The 18,429-nt window shown below is 39.2% G+C and carries 14 protein-coding genes; 2 read left to right on the forward strand and 12 right to left on the reverse strand.

Going from position 1 to position 18,429, the window contains the following annotated elements; translation table 11 throughout:
• Positions 1–407 precede the first annotated feature (407 nt).
• From pepF to spxA, 4 genes are all read right to left on the reverse strand, one after another.
• A complete protein-coding gene (gene pepF / locus ACFSX4_RS06310) occupies positions 408–2,210 on the reverse strand; it encodes an oligoendopeptidase F (RefSeq protein ID WP_377772666.1) in 1,803 nt (600 codons plus the stop codon).
• A gap of 70 nt (positions 2,211–2,280) precedes the next feature.
• A complete protein-coding gene (locus ACFSX4_RS06315; protein ID WP_377772668.1) occupies positions 2,281–3,240 on the reverse strand; it encodes a competence protein CoiA in 960 nt (319 codons plus the stop codon).
• A 65-nt stretch (positions 3,241–3,305) separates the two neighbouring features.
• Complete coding sequence (gene mecA / locus ACFSX4_RS06320; protein ID WP_377772670.1) at positions 3,306–3,962, reverse strand: adaptor protein MecA; 657 nt, start codon at positions 3,960–3,962, stop codon at positions 3,306–3,308.
• A gap of 186 nt (positions 3,963–4,148) precedes the next feature.
• Positions 4,149–4,547 carry a transcriptional regulator SpxA gene (gene spxA, locus ACFSX4_RS06325; RefSeq protein WP_377772672.1) on the reverse strand — a complete coding sequence of 133 codons (399 nt, stop codon included), beginning with the start codon at positions 4,545–4,547 and terminating at the stop codon, positions 4,149–4,151.
• 277 nt (positions 4,548–4,824) lie between these two features.
• Here spxA and trpS point away from each other — a divergent pair, with 277 nt between their 5' ends.
• The gene (trpS, locus tag ACFSX4_RS06330) at positions 4,825–5,823 is read left to right on the forward strand and encodes a tryptophan--tRNA ligase (RefSeq protein WP_377772674.1); all 999 of its coding nucleotides are present in this window, start codon (positions 4,825–4,827) and stop codon (positions 5,821–5,823) included.
• A gap of 119 nt (positions 5,824–5,942) precedes the next feature.
• Here the strand turns inward: trpS and fabF are convergent, their stop codons facing one another.
• Both fabF and ACFSX4_RS06340 read right to left on the reverse strand, forming a co-directional pair.
• The gene (fabF, locus tag ACFSX4_RS06335) at positions 5,943–7,187 is read right to left on the reverse strand and encodes a beta-ketoacyl-ACP synthase II (RefSeq protein WP_377772676.1); all 1,245 of its coding nucleotides are present in this window, start codon (positions 7,185–7,187) and stop codon (positions 5,943–5,945) included.
• Positions 7,174–8,145 carry a beta-ketoacyl-ACP synthase III gene (locus ACFSX4_RS06340; protein WP_377772678.1) on the reverse strand — a complete coding sequence of 324 codons (972 nt, stop codon included), beginning with the start codon at positions 8,143–8,145 and terminating at the stop codon, positions 7,174–7,176. The genes fabF and ACFSX4_RS06340 overlap by 14 nt, the downstream gene beginning before the upstream one ends.
• A gap of 319 nt (positions 8,146–8,464) precedes the next feature.
• Here ACFSX4_RS06340 and ACFSX4_RS06345 point away from each other — a divergent pair, with 319 nt between their 5' ends.
• Positions 8,465–9,334: an AraC family transcriptional regulator gene (locus ACFSX4_RS06345; protein WP_377772680.1), complete on the forward strand. Its 870-nt coding sequence runs from the start codon at positions 8,465–8,467 to the stop codon at positions 9,332–9,334.
• Positions 9,335–9,376: 42 nt separating this feature from the next.
• Here ACFSX4_RS06345 and ACFSX4_RS06350 read toward each other — a convergent pair whose 3' ends face one another.
• The 6 genes from ACFSX4_RS06350 to ACFSX4_RS06375 form a co-directional block, all read right to left on the reverse strand.
• Positions 9,377–11,203: an oligopeptide ABC transporter substrate-binding protein gene (locus tag ACFSX4_RS06350; protein ID WP_377772682.1), complete on the reverse strand. Its 1,827-nt coding sequence runs from the start codon at positions 11,201–11,203 to the stop codon at positions 9,377–9,379.
• 423 nt (positions 11,204–11,626) lie between these two features.
• Entirely contained in the window at positions 11,627–13,429 is a 1,803-nt protein-coding gene (locus tag ACFSX4_RS06355) for an oligopeptide ABC transporter substrate-binding protein (protein WP_377772684.1), read from the reverse strand.
• Between the two features lie 385 nt (positions 13,430–13,814).
• Positions 13,815–14,726 (reverse strand): ABC transporter permease, encoded by a 912-nt coding sequence (locus tag ACFSX4_RS06360; protein ID WP_377773463.1) that lies wholly within the window; start codon positions 14,724–14,726, stop codon positions 13,815–13,817.
• 209 nt (positions 14,727–14,935) lie between these two features.
• Positions 14,936–15,898 (reverse strand): oligopeptide ABC transporter permease, encoded by a 963-nt coding sequence (gene opp4B / locus ACFSX4_RS06365; protein WP_377772686.1) that lies wholly within the window; start codon positions 15,896–15,898, stop codon positions 14,936–14,938.
• Positions 15,899–15,905: 7 nt separating this feature from the next.
• On the reverse strand, positions 15,906–16,841 hold the full coding sequence (locus ACFSX4_RS06370) for an ATP-binding cassette domain-containing protein (protein ID WP_377772688.1): 936 nt from the start codon (positions 16,839–16,841) through the stop codon (positions 15,906–15,908).
• The gene (locus ACFSX4_RS06375) at positions 16,838–17,896 is read right to left on the reverse strand and encodes an ABC transporter ATP-binding protein (RefSeq protein WP_377772690.1); all 1,059 of its coding nucleotides are present in this window, start codon (positions 17,894–17,896) and stop codon (positions 16,838–16,840) included. The genes ACFSX4_RS06370 and ACFSX4_RS06375 overlap by 4 nt, the downstream gene beginning before the upstream one ends.
• Between the last annotated feature and the right edge of the window lie 533 nt (positions 17,897–18,429).

Below are 18,429 nucleotides of genomic sequence, written 5' to 3' on the forward strand. Positions count from 1 at the left end.
TGTTTTTGATTTTGAAATATTTTAATTCAGTACTTATTTGATTTGGTCTGATACATTCAAATTTCTGAATGACCCCGCTTTTCAAAACAAAGCAGGAAAGCAGAAGATTCAATATAAAATATAAATTATATAATGTGCTTAAAAAAAGACATAAAAAAAGTAACACACCTTCTATAGTGTGTTACTCAAACAAAGGGGATGGGAGAAATTTTTCACTGTATAAACAAAGGGGTATGTTTCAGTGATAAAATTTTCATGGTCTTAATATATCATGGCTAAAGGGTTTCAGCAACATTTTGAACACATTTTCACAAATTAGTCATAATGAAAGCGCATTCTTAATTTCACTTGTATTAAACCACCGGACAACACCCGTTGTAATTTCAAGTTTCTCCCATTCAATTCCTTTATTTTAATTCAGCAAGCAATTCTTCAAACTGATCAAGTTGTGATTCAAATACTTTCATCGCATTTTCAATCGGTTCAGAATCAGCCATATTAACACCGGCATTTTTCAAAATCTCAATTGGATAATTTGAAGAGCCTTTTTTCAGGAATTCATTAATATAACGCTCTGCAACTTCACTGCCGCCTTCAAGCACCTGCTTTGAAAGACTTGATGCTGCAGAATAGCCTGTTGCATACTGATATACATAGTAATTCATATAGAAGTGCGGGATACGTGCCCATTCTACATCGATATACTCATCATAGTCTACAGACTCACCGAAATACTTTTGATTCAATTCACCGTAGACCTCATTTAAACGGCTCGCAGTTAACGGCTCGCCTGCTTCTCTTAACTCATGAATTTTATGTTCAAATTCAGCAAACATCGTCTGACGGAACACTGTACCGCGGAACCCTTCCAGCTGTTCGTTCACAAGATATAATTTTTTCTTTTTATCTTCAAGCTTTTTGAACATATAATCTGCAAGAAGTGCCTCATTAAATGTACTTGCCACCTCTGCGACAAAGATTGAATAGCCGGACTGGTTGGATGTCTGGTTTTGACGGCTGTAGTAACTGTGTACTGAATGGCCGAACTCATGTGCAAGCGTAAATAAATTATCCACATTATCCTGCCAGTTCATTAAGATATAGGGGTTTGTACCAAATGTGCCGGATGAGTAAGCACCGCTTCTTTTTCCTTTATTCTCATAAACATCCACCCAGCGGTTATCGAGACCTTCTTTTACGATGCCCACATACTCCTCACCGAGCGGCTGAAGTGCACTCAAAAGCCATTCTTCCGCTTCAGCATACGTTACTTTAAAGTCTACATCTTTAACAAGCGGCGTATACACATCATACATTTTTAAGGAATCAAGTTCTAAAATCTCTTTACGAAGTTCAGTGTATCTATGAAGCAGGTGCAGATTGTCATTCACAGTCTTCACCAGATTATCGTATACTTCCTCAGGAATATGATTATTCTTCAGTGCCTGATGACGGCTTGAGTGATAATTTCTTGCCTGTGCCGAGAACACATGGGTATTTATTTCACCCGCAAGTGTCTGGCTCAGCGTGTTTTTATACTGCCCGTATTGGCTGTATAAATTTTCGTAAGCAGACTGACGAAGCGTACGGTCACTTGATTTTAAAAGGTCGATATATGTGCCTTGAGTCAGTGTATGCTCATTGCCGTCTTTATCCACTGCAGACGGGAATTCCAAATCAGCGTTATTAAACATGCCGTACACCTGTGTCGGCGTATGCATCACTTCACCCGCTCTTGCAAGAAGCTGCTCTTCTTTATCACTTAAAACATGCGGACGCTGTGTATTTAGTTTTTCCAGATCAAATTTGAATTCTTTCAGCTGTTCACTTTCAGCATATTCTTTTAATGTATCTTCCGGTATCGCAAGAATCGCAGGTGTCAGAAAGCTTAGTGCTGTACTTAATGAAACACCTAAAGAGCGTGCTCTCGTTTCAAGTCCGCTGTAAGTATCATTTGAAGTATCCTGGTCATGCTTTAAATGTGCGTACACATAAATTTTTCCGAATGCTTCACTGATTTCACGGTCGAACTCCAATACTTCCAAAAGTGTTTCTTTGGAATCAATACCGTTTTTAAATTTTTCTTCCTCACCGATTCTTTGTTCAACTGCTTTATATGCCTCTTCCCAGGCATCGTCGGATTCAAAAATCGACGTTAAATCCCATGTATTTTCAAGTTTCTGTTCTTCACGTTTAATGACTTCCGCCATAATGTAACCCCTCCAATTGTTTGATAATCCAATTTTCTCAAGTTTACAAATAAATTTCAAGTTTCGAAACTCATTGTGAATTATATAACATAATATAATGATTCAACAGCTGTTGGATTACTTTCTTCTTATCGGGTGTATCAATAGTCGTTCTTAATTTAATAAAGTGACTAAACGTCTCCATGTGAAATGATTTTCTTTCCAGATGAAACTTTAAATACAGTTTCCACTCAACAGGATGATTCATGATCCACCGTTCAACATGAGTAATCACGCATAAATAGTCAGGCAGAGTGTCTTCTGTTAAACCAAGGTGATACATAAAAGACAGCACGGGATTCAATACTGATTTTTTCTGACGCTCTTTCTTTAAAAATATTTTAATGTCACTCCTCTTTAATGTATGACATCCTGTGTCCCGAAGAAGTATTAATTTCAGGCAGTCAAAAACTGAGACTTCAGTTCTTTTATATATCCACCTTCCAAAACCGATATGATGCAGCAAAATATACTGATAAAATTTTTTGTGTGTCATTTCATAAGTGGTCAGCACCCCATTCTGCATCGTTGACAACTGAAAATGAGTCGGCAGGCAATAACCGCCTTCTCTTCGTATATTATCATCATTTAATATCCACACCACATTGATGTTTACAGAATGGTAGCCTCTTGTCCGTTCTGCGATCAGTTCCGGTGATATACTGGACAATTGTATTTCAAGAGCAGTCCTGTTCTCTACAAGTAAATCAGGGATCTGTTCGATATCAGATAAATAATATTCCATTGAGACCTTTACTTCAGGCGACAGCATTAAATAAATATCATTCTTTATTTTTAAATGTTCAAGTGACTCACTTTTATAAAAATATCTTAAACAGTCCATTATTTTAAAATGGGAGAAATGCGGCACCTTTATATTTCCGGATTTATATGTAACCCTGCTGCCGCATACAGGACAGAAATACTTTCCTCCCTTTACAGCATGACCTGCACTGACTTCAAAGCCCTTCTCATCCACCGCTGAAATCATAAAAAACCCTCCTTTTCTATATATGCCGAAAAAGGAGGGTTTTACTTTTTTGATATTTAAATAAATTAATTTTCTTTGAAAAATTTTCTTACTTGAAATCTGACATTGTTACTCATAATAATTTTTCCATATTCTTCAACAATCATTGAAGGAAGATGCGTCGGTGCAGCATATTCTAATAATTTTGCTTCAAGACCTTCAATTTTGTCAAAATCGAGGCGGTAGTCAAAGAAAATCTGATAGTAGTAATGGTTATTATATACATACAGTAAATCTTCATATACTGTTTCATCAATATCTACTTCATGAGTATATTTAATTAGATCTTCAAAATCTTTAAATTCGACCATAACAGGTTCCTGTACAACCGGAATATCCTGTTCACGGGATTCCTGAATTGCTTTATCTAAAAACCCTTCAATGCTGTCTTCAGGAAGTTCAACATCGGAATGTTTCATCGTATACTGTTCATCGCCGTTCTGGGATTTGGATACAACCACTTCCACTCCCTTATCATAAGCATGAACCTGAATCCACAACGGTCCTTCCATAGTAAAGCCTTCCTCGTTCTCATCGTTGACTTCATCCATCAATGACCAGAAAAATTCTTCTCCACGCTTTCTGTTCATCCATAAATCATCTCTATTGAATCCGCGCTTTTCAATATCCTGATAGGTGATGAAGAATTTAATCGTCGACTCATTCACTCTTTCGATTCTCATAACATTCACTTCCTCTCGCAAGTGTTCTTAATATTATTATACCTTAATTTGGATAAATAAAACCAGTTTCCGAAATTTGTGAGTTTCATTATACGAAAAAAGTCTGTAGAAATCAATTCTACAGACTTTTACCGATTTTAGTATATATTAGTTTTAAGGGGGGACTATTTTATACTTAAGTTATGCTTACATTTCCGCCAGACGTTTTGCTTCCATCAAATGGAACGTTCTTACTTTACGCGGCAGGAATCGGCGGATTTCATCTTCGTTATAACCGACTTGAAGACGTTTTTCATCCATGATAATCGGACGTCTCAACAGACCCGGATTTTCCATGATTAATGTGTATAGTTCCTGCATAGGTAATGAATCGATATCTACATTTAACTTTTGATATGTTTTAGACCGTGTTGAAATAATCTCGTCAGTTCCGTCTTCCGTCATTCTCAAAATCGCTTTCACTTCTTCTAAAGTTAATGGCTCTGAGAATATATTTCTTTCTGTATAGGGAATATCATTTTCTTGTAACCACGCTTTAGCTTTACGGCATGACGTACAACTTGGAGAAGTAAAAAGTGTTACCATAATAACTCACACTCCAATAATTTATTTTTGTAATAATAGCTTATACCCGGATGGGACATAATTCAATCATACATTTGGTTGAATTTCCATCCATCAACTATTTACAATTCATATTATATCGGTCGAACATTAAAATAAAATGAGAAAACGTTAATAATCATACAAAAAAATAAAAAAATTTAAGTGAAGAACAATCAATTTACACGTCTCTCTTATTGCAGTCCATAAAAAAGTCTATTATTATAGATGTTAATATGAAATGAAGGTGACATTATTTATGAAGACATTATTTTCAGGTGTACAGCCAAGCGGTATCCCGACAATCGGGAACTATATTGGCGCATATAAACAATTTACAGAACTGCAGGATCAATATGACTCATATTTCTGCATCGTAGACCAGCATGCTGTAACCGTCCCTCAGGACCGTTTAAAACTGCGTGAGAACATACGGAAGCTCGCTGCCATTTATCTTGCTTCAGGTTTAAATCCGGAGAAGATTACTTTATTTATACAAAGTGAAGTCGCAGCACACGCAAAGGCCGCATGGATGCTTCAATGCGTCGGTTATGTCGGCGAATTCGAACGCATGACGCAGTATAAAGATAAATCAAGAAAACAGAGTACTAAAGACGGTATCAGCCTGGGGCTCCTGACTTACCCTGCATTAATGGCTTCCGATATTTTAATATACGGCTCTGACATTGTTCCTGTCGGTGACGATCAGGGGCAGCATCTGGAATTAACGAGAAACCTTGCGGAGAGATTCAACAATAAATACAATGATATTTTTACTGTTCCGGAAGTCAAACATCCAGAAGTCGGCGGCAGAATCATGAGCCTTAACGATCCGACTAAAAAAATGAGTAAAAGTGATGACAACCAAAAATCATTTATCTCACTGCTTGATGAACCGAGACTTGCTGCGAAGAAAATCCGCAGTGCAGTGACTGATTCTGACAGCGAGGTTAAATATGATAAAGAGAATAAGCCGGGAATTTCAAATCTGCTGACGATTTACAGCAGCCTTACTGATGAATCCATCCCGTCTCTTGAGAAAAAATATGACGGTGAAAATTACGGTACTTTTAAAGGTGATCTTGCCGGTGTTGTTGAAACATTCTTAACTGAATTCCAGGAGAAAGTAAACTACTACCTGGAAAGTGATGAACTGGATGAGATTTTAGACCGCGGCCGTGATAATGCCAGCAGAAAAGCAGACAAAATGGTGGCAAAAATGGAACGTGCTATGGGTCTTGGAAGAAAAAGAAGATAGTGAACAGCATCTCCCGCGGGAGATGCTTTTTGAATGCTGCATTCAGAAATAAATAATCCGGGCTGATTGGGAAAGTTCCCAATCAGCCCGGATTTATATTTTATTTAATATTCAGATGCTTATGCTTCTTCATATTTTTTCAATAGTAAAGTTGCGTTATGTCCGCCGAAACCTAAACTGTTTGTCAGTGCATATTTAAGGTCTGCATCCACAGTGCCGTCCGGTACATAGTTTAAATCACATTCCGGATCCGGGTTCGTCAGGTTAATTGTCGGATGGACTTTACCTTCTTTTAAGCTTAATGCCGTAATAATCGCTTCCATACCGCCTGTTGCGCCGAGCAGATGACCTGTCATTGACTTGGTAGAGTTAATCAATAGGCTGTGGGCATGGTCGCCGAACACTGTTTTAATTGCCAGTGTTTCATATAAGTCGTTATACGGCGTACTTGTACCGTGGGCATTAATATAACCGACTTCTTCCGGCTGGATACCGCCGTCTTTCATCGCTTCTTTCATCGCACGGGCACCGCCCTCACCATTTTCTGCAGGTGCTGTAATATGGTGGGCATCTCCTGTAGAACCGTATCCAACAACTTCAGCATAAATTTTCGCACCGCGTGCTTTCGCATGCTCAAGTTCTTCGAGAATAACTATCCCGGCACCTTCACCCATTACAAAGCCGCTTCTGTCTTTAGAAAACGGTACAGATGCATAGTTTGGATCATCTGAGTTTGCGAGTGCTTTATTTGCCTGAAAGCCTGCCATTCCCATATTTGTAATCGGTGCTTCTGCACCACCTGTAATCATTACGTCAGCCTGACCGCGCGCAATGATTTTGAACGCATCACCGATTGAGTTGGTACCTGTCGCACACGCAGTCACCGTTGCACCGTTCGGTCCTTTCGCACCATGACGAATCGATACCTGGCCGCTTGCCATATCTGGAATCATCATCGGTACAAAGAACGGACTCACACGGCGTGGTCCTTTATCACGTAATACATTCAAACCGTCTTCAAGTGCCTGGATTCCACCGATACCGGATCCAATCCATACACCGACACGTTCAGCATTTTCTGCATTGATTTCAAGCGCAGAATCTTTCACTGCTTCATCAGAAGCAACCACTGCATATTGTGTAAAGCGGTCCATTCTGCGTGCCTCTTTACGGTCAATATAGTCTTCTATATCAAAGTTTTTTAATTCACCTGCAACATTCACAGTAAATTTACTTGTATCAATTCTTGTAATTTCACTGATTCCGTTAACACCTTTCAAGGCATTTTCCCAAGTCTCAGGTACTGTATTTCCAATTGGTGTTAATGCGCCTAATCCTGTCATAACAACTCTACGATTTGTCATGTGTATCCTCCTTATTTTTACCCCATGTTAAACAAATTGCCCCCCAGGTTAAACCGCCGCCGAAGCCGACAAGGACAATATTATCTCCTGATTTTATTTTACCATTATCCAGCTCATATTGGAGACTTAAAGGTATAGAAGCCGCAGAAGTATTTCCATAACGGTCTACCGTACAGCTCATTTTCTCCTCTGGTAAGTTCATGCGTTCACGTGCAGCGTTCATGATTCTGATATTTGCCTGATGCGGTATGAGCATATCAATTTCAGTCGATTCAAGACCGGCCTCATTTGTCACATTGACACTTGATTCACCCATCTGCCGTACAGCAAACTTAAACACCTCACGGCCATTCATCTTGATATTACCGGATTCTCTGTCGTCATACAAATACTTTCCACCGGCACCTTTACTGCCGATTTCAAATGATTTAATACCGAATCCTTCATCTACTTCACCGATTACAGCAGCCCCGGCACCATCACCGAATAAAACAGCTGTTGAACGATCTGTGAAATCTGTAATTTTCGAAAGTTTATCAACACCGACAACTAAAACATTTTTATACGTACCGGCCTGGATAAACTGACTTGCAGTAACAACACCGTAAATAAAGCCCGTACATGCTGCAAGCTGGTCCATGGACGGAATGTTACCGATACCAAGACGTTCCTGCACCATATTGGCAACTGTCGGAAAATTATGGTCTCCTGTTGACGTCGCAACAATAATTAAATCTAGATCATCTTTTGATATTCCTGAATTCTCAATCGCAGCTTCTGCCGCATGAAAGGCCATATCGCTTGTTTCTACATCATCACCGGCGAAACGACGTTCTCTTATACCCGTCATTTCTCTTATCCATTCATCAGATGTATCTAAAATTTTCTCAAAGTCAGCATTGGTCATGACTTTATCAGGTACATAGGTTCCAAGTCCTAAAACACCCACGTTTTTCATTTGATCACACCTTATAATCTCATATTATTACTAGGTACTAATTTATCACAATTAATAAAAATCTACAATTAAAATAATTATCGCATGCATCACCTGCAGAAATACATGACTCATTTCATTTTATAATTTCATATGGATTATTTCCAGTTTTATAAGTAAATACGCTGTTTGTTCTTCCTGTGATCCCTTCGCTTTAAATAATTTCTTCTATTATACTGTCTTTAATATACCAACTTGACTGTTTTAACATAAAAATATCAAGTCATAAAAAGTAAATATGTATATGCTTGATACATGGAATTGAAAGGGTTGAATGTTAATGCTTAAAAATTTAAATGATGCTGTAGAATATATTGAACGTCATTTAACAGAAGATATATCCAGCGAAGATGTTGCAGATTATGTAGGAGAGTCAGACTTTCATTTCAAAAAAATCTTTCAGGCTCTTGCAGGAATCTCTTTAAATCAGTACATTAAACAGCGGAAATTTTCAGTTGCCGGACAGGCGCTTTTTCACGGAGAAACTGTCACAGATATTGCTTTTAAGTTTGGTTATCAATCTGTGGAGGGTTTCTCCAGAGCATTTAAAAACTGGTGTGGATTTCTGCCTTCTGAAGTAAAGAAAAACAATACAATACTTTCTTTTCCAAAGTTGACTTTCTATATTGATGTGAAAGGTGGAGAAACAATGGAAACAAGAATCGTCGAAATGCCTGCTTTTCAATTTGCAGGTGTACAAAAAAGAGTTCCGATACAGTTTGAAGGGGTCAATCATGCTGTCAAAGAACTTGCAGACAGTATTACAGACAGTCAGAAAGAAGAGATGAGATGCATACAGAATATTGATCCCCGGCAGATTGTCAATGTGTCTTACGATGCAGATGAAAACTTCATTAAAGAAGAAGGCGGATTAACACACATGATTGGTGTATTAACCACCTCTGAAAATATTAAAGACTGCCTCGAGACAATTAATGTTCCCGCAAACACCTGGGCCGTATTTCCGAATGAAGGACCGTTTCCTGAAACACTGCAGAATACTATGGCACAGATTGCTGCAGAATGGTTTCCGTCATCCAACTTTGAACAGCTGGATGTACCTGGATTTTCATTAACTGAAATGAGCCAAAGTCGTGACAGCTATGCTTATAGTGAAGTATGGATTCCAGTTAAGAAAAAAGAAAAGTAACAAAAATGACACCCGCAGAAGCGGGTGTCATTCATTTAATACTTATTCAGATAAACCAACATTGTATAACGCATGCTCATCACTGAATGCTACTTCCTCGGAGTAGTTTACAACCTGCTCACTAACCGGGTTCACATATGCACGGTAAAGTGTTGGGATAACAGGCATTTCTTCAACCATTAATTCCTGCCACTGGTTATAGACATCCATACGGTAGTCTATATCAAATGCTTCTTCAGAAACGCCCTGTGCAATCAGCTCATTGCTTTCTTCAGTTGCATAACGCGGGTAGTTGAATGATGCGTTAGGACCGTATAAACCACCTGGGTCTACATCAGTACCTACACTCCATGCACCTTGGTAGATATCAATTGATGGATCGTCGTTTTCAACCATGTCATAGAATGTGTTGAACTCGATTAAACGTCCGTTTGTTAAAACAACATTCAAACCAATTTCTCTCCATGACTGGATGTAGTAGTTTGCAAGAGGTTCAGCGATGTCGCCGCCGCTCATTGATGCAAACTGAATTTCAAGTGGTTCACCGTCCGGATCTTCACGAAGACCGTCGCCGTCCACATCTTCATAGCCTGCTTCATCCAAGATGCGGTTTGCTTCTTCCGGATTATAGTCAGGTACTTCTACTTCGTCATTATGCCAGCTTGCATGGTAAGGCGTAATCAGTGAAGTTGCTTTCCAGCGTAAGCCGTTGTAGAAACGTTCGCCGATTGCATCGTTATCCATCGCGTGCCACATTGCACGGCGGAGTTCTTTGTCGCCCATTTTCATTTCATCCGGCGTATAGTTTACCTGGCTGTTTTCAGCATCCCAGGATCCTAATTTAAAGCCGATGTAAGTGTAAGAACCTTCAAGCTGTGCAAGCCACTCGACACCTTCCATGTCCGCTACATCAGGGAACTGGTCAGTCGGGAAGCCTTCTACGTAATGAATATCGCCGCTTTCTACTGCATTAACAATAGAAGATGGTGAAATTACAGATACTTCAACTCCGTCAAGCTGAGGCTCGCCTCTCCAGTAATCTTCGTTCTTAGTGTAAACAATTGCCTCACCCGGTGTAATTGAATCTACCATGTAAGGTCCGATACCAATCGGGTTTTCACGAGTCTGAGGTGCTGCTGACATATCCGCCACTTCTACACCCTCATAGTAGTGTTCAGGGAATAAGTAAGCCCAGAAACCGCCCGCTGTCAGTGATGGTGAAAGTGCCGTATAAGTAAATACTGCTGTCTGATCATCAATCACTTCAATACCGGAAATTTCATCTGCTTCTCCAGCCTGGTACTCATTGTATCCTTCAATTAACGTGAAACCTTCATCTGCTGCACGAACACCGTCATAATCCGGATGTCCGATGATTTCATGAGAAGCAACATAGTCATTGATTGTTGCAGGTTCTCCGTCATGCCATGTTACATTTTCGTTTAATGTGAAAGTAACCTGTTTGTTCTCCTCATCAACTTCAAATGTCATTGCACCGTCATTTGTATATTGTAAATCCTCATCTACTGTAAATACTGATTCATCAAAATAGCTTAGCATAATAGAATCTGGGTTACCGTTATAAAACGCCCAGTTCAAAGTGCCTTCAAATGGTGTATCAGAAGAATATCCGACTTTTAAAACGCCTTCTCCTGTTGGTTCTGCATCATTTGAAACTGTTTGAGGGAAATCCTCATAGTTATACACATCTCCAGATGCTTCTCCGCTGTCCCCGCCTTCTGATTCTTCAGTATCATCTGTACCTTCATCGCCAGAAGAGTCGTCGTTACCACCGCCGCATGCAGCAAGCGCTAAAACGAAAACCAACATCATAAAAAACGTAATTCTTGACCACGATAATTTCGTCATCATTTTTCCTCCCCTTTTTAATATGAGTTTAAACTAATATATACTCAAATTTCAGTCGGTCTGAAATTTAGTACCAATATTTGGATTAGAATTTCTTGATGTAATAATTATGTAATGTTCTTATTAATTATAATAGCATAATTGTCAGAAAAATCAATTTCAAATTACATTTTATAGTGTAATTAAACACAATTATTTCCATGTTATATTTTATAACACTATAAAAATAAGGAGTACTTAATTAATTTTCTGATAATTTCATTATAAAAATATTAAAAGTTTTTCTATTACAATTTTAATTATAAATTAATACCCGAAAATGTAAAGGCTTTCATAAATTATTTTATAATTAATTTTTTTCTTTGAAATAAAAAATAATAACCGGCATATATAATATACGCCGGTTACTGCTCTTATTAAAGATTATTCATTTTCACTTAACCCAAGGTTATACAGAAGATTCTCTTCATTATAACCAATATCAAGACCGTAATTCACTACATTCTCATTTACCGGCGTCACTTCAGCACGGTATAGTGTCGGAATCACCGGGATTTCTTCTGCCATCAATTCCTGCCAGTCATTATAAATTTCAATACGTCTGTCTACATCAAAAGCTTCTTCAGAGACGCCCTGCTGAAGGAGCTCTGTACTTTCCTCCGATGCATAACGCGGATAATTGAATGAAGCATCAGGGCCGTATAATCCTGCAGGATCTACATCTGTACCTACACTCCATGCGCCCTGGTAGATGTCGATTGACGGATCATCATTTTCAACCATGTCATAAAATGTATTAAACTCAATCAAACGTCCGTTTGTCAATGAAACATCCAGACCAACTTCCGCCCATGACTGAATATAATAGTTCGCCAGCGGTTCAGCAATATCTCCGCCGCTCATTGACGCAAACTGAATTTCAAGCGGTTCGCCGTCGGGATTTTCACGAAGACCGTCACCATCTGTATCTTCATAGCCTGCTTCATCCAGAATTCGGTTTGCTTCTTCCGGATCATAATCCGGAACATCAATTTCAGAATTATGCCAGTTTGCATGATAAGGTGTTATCAGCGATGTTGCCTTCCAGCGTAAGCCATTGTAGAAACGTTCACCGATTGCATCGTTATCAATCGCATGCCACATTGCACGGCGAAGCTCTTTGTCACCCATTTTCATTTCTTCCGGTTTGTAATCGACCCGACTGTTTTCGGCATCCCACTCACCAAGTTTAAAGCCAAGGTAAGTATATGATCCTTCAATCTGGGACAACCACTCGACGCCTTCCATATCTGCAACGTCAGGGAACTGGTCTGCAGGGAATCCCTCAACTAAATGAACGTCACCTGTTTCTACTGCATTCGCAATAGAGGATGGCGCAATGACTGAAACTTCCACTCCGTCAAGATTAGGTTCGCCTCTCCAGTAATTTTCATTTTTTGTATACACAATTGACTCTCCGGAAGTAATCGAATCTACTTTGTAAGGTCCGATACCAATTGGGTTTTCACGTGTTTGTGGTGCACTTGACATATCCGCAACTTCTACACCCTCATAGTAATGTTCCGGGAATACATATGCCCAAAAGCCGCCTGCAGTCAATGAAGGCGAGAGTTCGGTATAAGTAAATACCGCGGTATGATCATCAATCACTTCAATACCTGAAATTTCATCTGCCTCACCGGCTTTATATTCATTATATCCCTCAATCAGTGTAAAGCCGTCATCTGCACCGCGGACACCGTCATAATCCGGATGTCCAATGACTTCATAGGAGGCAACATAATCATCAATTGTTACAGGTTCCCCGTCATGCCACTCAATACCTTCACGCAGGGTAAATGTCACCTGTCTATTATCCTCATCTACTTCAAATGTCATCGCACCGTCATTCGTATACTGTAAATCATCATCAATTGTAAATACAGGCTCATCAAAATATTCCATCATGACACTATCCGGGTTCCCCTGATAAAATGCCCAGTTTAAAGTGCCTTCAAATGGTGTATCAGACGCATATCCGACTTTCAGGACACCCTCGCCTGTCGGTTCTGTATCATTCGTAACAGTCTGCGGAAAATCCTCGTAGTTGTATATCTCTCCGTTACTATCACTGCCGCTGTCTGCTGATTCACCCTCTTCACTTGAATCCCCGCCGCAGGCACCAAGTAAAAGTGCAGTACTGACAGGTAAAGCAAACAACAGTTTTGACCATGTGTTTCTCTCCATCAATAAATCCTCCCTTTTTTTAACTTTTCATATGATATTAAATTCAAATATTTCTGAAATTTTATATCAAATAAAATATGTAATTCCACAATTTTTGGAAACTACTTATGATAATAATTTTATCATATTAATGTTAATAAACAACAATAATTTGTAAAGATTGTGAATACTGAATATAAAATTTTATTTTGAATGTAATTTTATAATTTAAGTCCAATTAATTTTATTTATCATTTAATTTATTATATTTATAAATTTACAGAAAATAACATTAGATTCATACATACTTACATCCGATAACTTTCACCAAGGCAGAGCAACAACGCAAAAATACCCCGGGTTACTATTTAAGTAACCACAGGGTATTTCTCAACAAAAATTCAAATTATGCCTGACGCTGTCTCGCATCTCCGGCACGTCGTAATGCTTCACCAATGTTACGTACACAAAGCATTAACACTAAAATCATAATCGCAGCAGGGAGCCAGATCCACCATCTGTGCTGTAATGTCTGCGTCTGTGTTGCATAAGCCATCAACGTTCCAAGTGATGGATAATCTTCCGGGAATCCGAAACCAAGAAATGAAAGCCCGGATTCAATACCGATATTTGCTGCAAGTGATAACGTACTGTTGACAATAATGATTCCGACTAAGTTCGGCATCATCTGTGTAAACAATATTTTGAAGTGGGAACTGCCAAGCGTTCTGGATGCATTGATGTAGTCCAGTTCTTTTTCCTGAAGCGCCAGTGAACGCACCATCCTTGCGGTCCCCATCCATAAGAATGCAGCCATAATTAAACTGAATGTATAGATATCGTATGAAGGTACAATTGTAACAAACACGATAACGATCATCAGGAACGGCAATACGATGAAAAAGTCAACGACACGCATTAACGCGTTATCGATTTGTCCTGCAAAGTAGCCTGATACAAGTCCGTAAGCAATACCGAAACCGACACTCATCAGTGTCACTAAGAAACCGATGGCAAGTGAGTTACGTGTTCCGATAATCAGCTGTCCGAATATATCACGTCCGCCGTAGTCTGTTCCTAAGCGGAATGTCTCATCCGGCGGCTGGTTAATTGCAAATAAATCAACTGTAACAATTTCTGCACGGTCTAAAAAGAGTGTCAGTCCAAACACATACGTTGTCAGAAGCACAAAGATAATCAGTGAGAATAAAGCGAGTTTATCTGCAATCAATTCACCGACAAGTACTTTCCAACCCGGTGTACTTTTCGGAAGATTTTTATGATCGATTGCTCCATGATCTGCAGCCCCAGGCGGCATACCCATGTTGACATGTGTCGGCATTTCCGTTCCCCTGTATGTCTGTTCATCATCACGCGCACTGTTGTAAGGGTCCACATTCTTCTTATATTGATTGTTATCCGTATTATTATCTGTGTTGAGACGGCCTTTATTTACATCTTTTGATTCTTCATCATTAGTAACATTTTTGTTATTTTCATTTTCTTTATTCACTTTGACGTCCCCCCTTATTTAATACGGATCCTTGGATCTACGATACTTAAAATAATGTCAGATAGTAGTGCACCAAGAATTGCCAGGAATCCGTAAATCAGAATTAACACATTCGCAACACTGAAATCACGTGTTGAGATGGATTCCAGGAACAGCTGCCCCATTCCTGGATATGAGTAAATTCTTTCTATAAGTACAGAGCCGCCAAGCAGTGCTGTAATCTCATAACCGAAGAATGCCACAATAGGAATAATAGAGTTTCTAAATACATGCTTCACGTATAAGACATTGGTTTTAACACCTTTCGCACGTGCCAGTGTGATAAAGTCTTTCTGTTTTGTTTCAATAACACCGCTTCGTAAATACTGCACGGTGCCGACGACACCGATGAGTGCGATGGATAAACTCGGCAGTATTAAATGATTAATCTTACTGATGAAAAATTCAAACGAGCCTTGTTCAAGTCCCGGAGATACTGTTCCGCCTGTCGGGAACCATCCAAGGTTGTAACCGAAAATCCATAACATCACCAGACCGAAAATAAATGTCGGTGTCGCAAATCCTAAATAAGTATAACCTGTGATTGCACTGTCAATCAGTGTATCGTTGTAACGGCCGGAAATCAGACCAAGCGGCAGACCGATAACATAGATAAATATTGTCGATAATAAACTCAGCCAGATAGTGTTCCACATGCGGTCGCCGATAACATCAACTACAGGACGCTGATGGAAGATTGAACGTCCAAAATCCCCCTGGAACATGTTTACAATCCAGTCTCTGTACTGAATATACCATGGATTATTCAATCCAAGTGCTTCTCGTCTCGCTTCAATTGCTTCAGCCGGAATATTCGGGTCAATCATACCGGATAACGCATCTCCCGGCATTAAAGATCCCAGTATGAACACCAGCACACTCAGAACAACAAGCTGCGGAAATGTAACTAATAAACGTCTAATTGTAAATTTCAGCATATCTTAATCAACCTTTCACCGGCAGCGCAACTTTATGCGTGTCCGAAATGGATTGTAGTGGAAAAGCACGTCCTTCATCATCAAGAAAATCTCCAAAGTTCTGATCGTACTCTTCTTTAATCTGCCTGCGAAGTTCCAGATTGCTTTCCACTTTATCAACGTCAGTATCAGGTATTGCTGCAATTAAACGTTTCGTATATAAATGCTGAGGGTTTCTGAAGATATCCTCTGCTGTACCTTCTTCAACGATTCTGCCGTGATACATAATACCGATATGCTGGCACATGTGACGTACCACTCCGAGGTCATGGGCGATGAACATCATTGTTAAATTCATCTCCTGCTGAATTTCCTGCAGGAAATTCAGTACCTGTGCCTGTACGGAAACGTCCAGTGCAGATACAGGTTCATCTGCAATAATCAACTTAGGATTCAATGCGATTGCTCTCGCCACTCCGATTCTCTGACGCTGCCCGCCTGAAAATTCGTGAGGGTACTTATATAATGAACCCGGCGGAAGTCCCACTCTGTCCAATAGATCAAGAACTTCTTCGATTAATTCTGCCTTAGTCCGTTTATGATAATTTCTTATCGGTTCACTGACAATATCAAATACACGTTTACGCACATTTAACGATGAATAGGGATCCTGAAATATCATTTGAATGTCTTTTTGTACTTTGACCTTCTTATCTTTTTCATTCAGGCTTTTTCCTTCATACAGGATGCTGCCTTCAGTAACATGGTTCAAACCCATGACAGCTTTACCGGTTGTAGTCTTTCCTGAACCGGATTCACCTACAAGACCGTATGTCGTCCCCACCGGAATACTGAGGCTGACACCGTCCACTGCTTTAACATGGTCTTTGACTGTGTTGAAAAAACCGCCTTTAATAGGATAGTGAACTTTCAAGTCATTAATTTCTAAAATGTTTTCACTCATGACCCGCTTCCTCCTTCACCGGACGCGGCAAATTGTGCAGCTTCCACTTCTTTTGTCGTTTCCAAAGCATCTTCAGCTGACTCAAGGAAGAAGTTTTTGTAACATGTACATCTTACATGGTGCCCCGGACTGATTTCTCTTAGTTCCGGCTGATGCTCATGTTCCGACTCATCAATCCATGGAATACGCGGTGCAAACCGGCAGCCGTCTCTATCCATCTTGTTAAGCGGCGGAACTACACCTTGAATCACATGGAGCTTGTCTCCAAGCATGTCTTCAGTCGGTAATGAATTCAATAATGACCTTGTATACGGGTGTTTCGGATTTTTAAACAGCTCTTTTGCCGGTGCAATCTCAACAATCTGACCGGCGTACATTACAGCCACTCTATCGGCCATTTCAGCCACTACACCGAGGTCATGTGTAATCAGAAGTACACCTGAATTTAAATCATCCTGAAGTTCACGGATTAAATCCAGAATCTGTGCTTGAATGGTTACATCGAGCGCTGTTGTCGGCTCATCTGCGATTAATAGTCTCGGTCTGTTTGCAATCGCAATCGCAATCACCACACGCTGTCTCATACCACCCGATAATTCATGCGGAAAACTTTCAGCAACACGTTCAGGACGTGGAATCCCTACTCTGTCCAGCAGTTCAACTGCGTATGCCTCACGCTCTCCTTTTTTCTTTGTACCATGAATCTCGAGCGTTTCAATGATTTGTTTTTTTATTTTCATTAATGGATTCAAAGCGGTCATTGGATCCTGGAACACCATCGCCATTTCTCCGCCGCGGATTTTATTCATCTTATTTTCATTATAATTAATGATGTTTTCCCCTTTGAATAAAACCTCTCCTTCAATACGCGCGTGCTTATGCAGCCCCATTAATGAGAAAGCTGTTGCACTTTTACCAGAACCGGATTCACCAACAAGTGCAAGCACTTCATTTGGTTTAATACTGATTGAAACATCATCCACTGCCGGATAGTATTTACCATCAATTTTAAAAGAAGTTGTTAAATGATTAACTTCTAATAACTTGTCCGCCATTCTTAATCCCCCATTCTCCCTGTGATTCGATATATTTAACAATAGAATTCACGAAAATTTCGCAAAATTCAGTATAAAAATAACGAATTTTTCTTTCAATCATCAATCTGTACGCTGAAATAATAGTATGTATACCAATTGACTGATAATTTAGATATTAACACTTATTAGTATATTGTAAATAATCCCTGCGGCAAATTCAATTAACTGTATGTCCTTTACAATAAAATTCAGTATTAATGAAATTTAATATACACCATCGTGTTATTTTTTTCAATATGTTGCGTATGTCACTTATTTCGTATTTGAAAACGGTTACATATAGATTATATCTTAATTTTTACTAATTATAAACATTCTTTCCTGCTTATAATTATTTTTCTAATTAAAACTTTCAAGTAAAAATATTTTTATTTATTTTACCTAAAAGACAGCTGACAGGTAATTTTCACACTATTTATGATTCCTCTGGTTCATTTATAAATTTCCTGTTAATCCCGACATTTTAATTTGAATATTAAATACTGAATGAG

The organism is Corticicoccus populi (genome assembly GCF_042686195.1).
Lineage (GTDB): Bacteria > Bacillota > Bacilli > Staphylococcales > Salinicoccaceae > Corticicoccus > Corticicoccus populi.

Excerpts from the sequence above, each read along its gene's own strand:
- pepF (WP_377772666.1), bottom strand. The coding sequence starts at position 2,210 with ATGGCGGAAGTCATTAAACGTGAAGAACAGAAACTTGAAAATACATGG.
- ACFSX4_RS06315 (WP_377772668.1), bottom strand. The coding sequence starts at position 3,240 with ATGATTTCAGCGGTGGATGAGAAGGGCTTTGAAGTCAGTGCAGGTCAT.
- mecA (WP_377772670.1), bottom strand. The coding sequence starts at position 3,962 with ATGAGAATCGAAAGAGTGAATGAGTCGACGATTAAATTCTTCATCACC.
- spxA (WP_377772672.1), bottom strand. The coding sequence starts at position 4,547 with ATGGTAACACTTTTTACTTCTCCAAGTTGTACGTCATGCCGTAAAGCT.
- trpS (WP_377772674.1), top strand. The coding sequence starts at position 4,825 with ATGAAGACATTATTTTCAGGTGTACAGCCAAGCGGTATCCCGACAATC.
- fabF (WP_377772676.1), bottom strand. The coding sequence starts at position 7,187 with ATGACAAATCGTAGAGTTGTTATGACAGGATTAGGCGCATTAACACCA.
- ACFSX4_RS06340 (WP_377772678.1), bottom strand. The coding sequence starts at position 8,145 with ATGAAAAACGTGGGTGTTTTAGGACTTGGAACCTATGTACCTGATAAA.
- ACFSX4_RS06345 (WP_377772680.1), top strand. The coding sequence starts at position 8,465 with ATGCTTAAAAATTTAAATGATGCTGTAGAATATATTGAACGTCATTTA.
- ACFSX4_RS06350 (WP_377772682.1), bottom strand. The coding sequence starts at position 11,203 with ATGACGAAATTATCGTGGTCAAGAATTACGTTTTTTATGATGTTGGTT.
- ACFSX4_RS06355 (WP_377772684.1), bottom strand. The coding sequence starts at position 13,429 with ATGGAGAGAAACACATGGTCAAAACTGTTGTTTGCTTTACCTGTCAGT.
- ACFSX4_RS06360 (WP_377773463.1), bottom strand. The coding sequence starts at position 14,726 with ATGCCGCCTGGGGCTGCAGATCATGGAGCAATCGATCATAAAAATCTT.
- opp4B (WP_377772686.1), bottom strand. The coding sequence starts at position 15,898 with ATGCTGAAATTTACAATTAGACGTTTATTAGTTACATTTCCGCAGCTT.
- ACFSX4_RS06370 (WP_377772688.1), bottom strand. The coding sequence starts at position 16,841 with ATGAGTGAAAACATTTTAGAAATTAATGACTTGAAAGTTCACTATCCT.
- ACFSX4_RS06375 (WP_377772690.1), bottom strand. The coding sequence starts at position 17,896 with ATGGCGGACAAGTTATTAGAAGTTAATCATTTAACAACTTCTTTTAAA.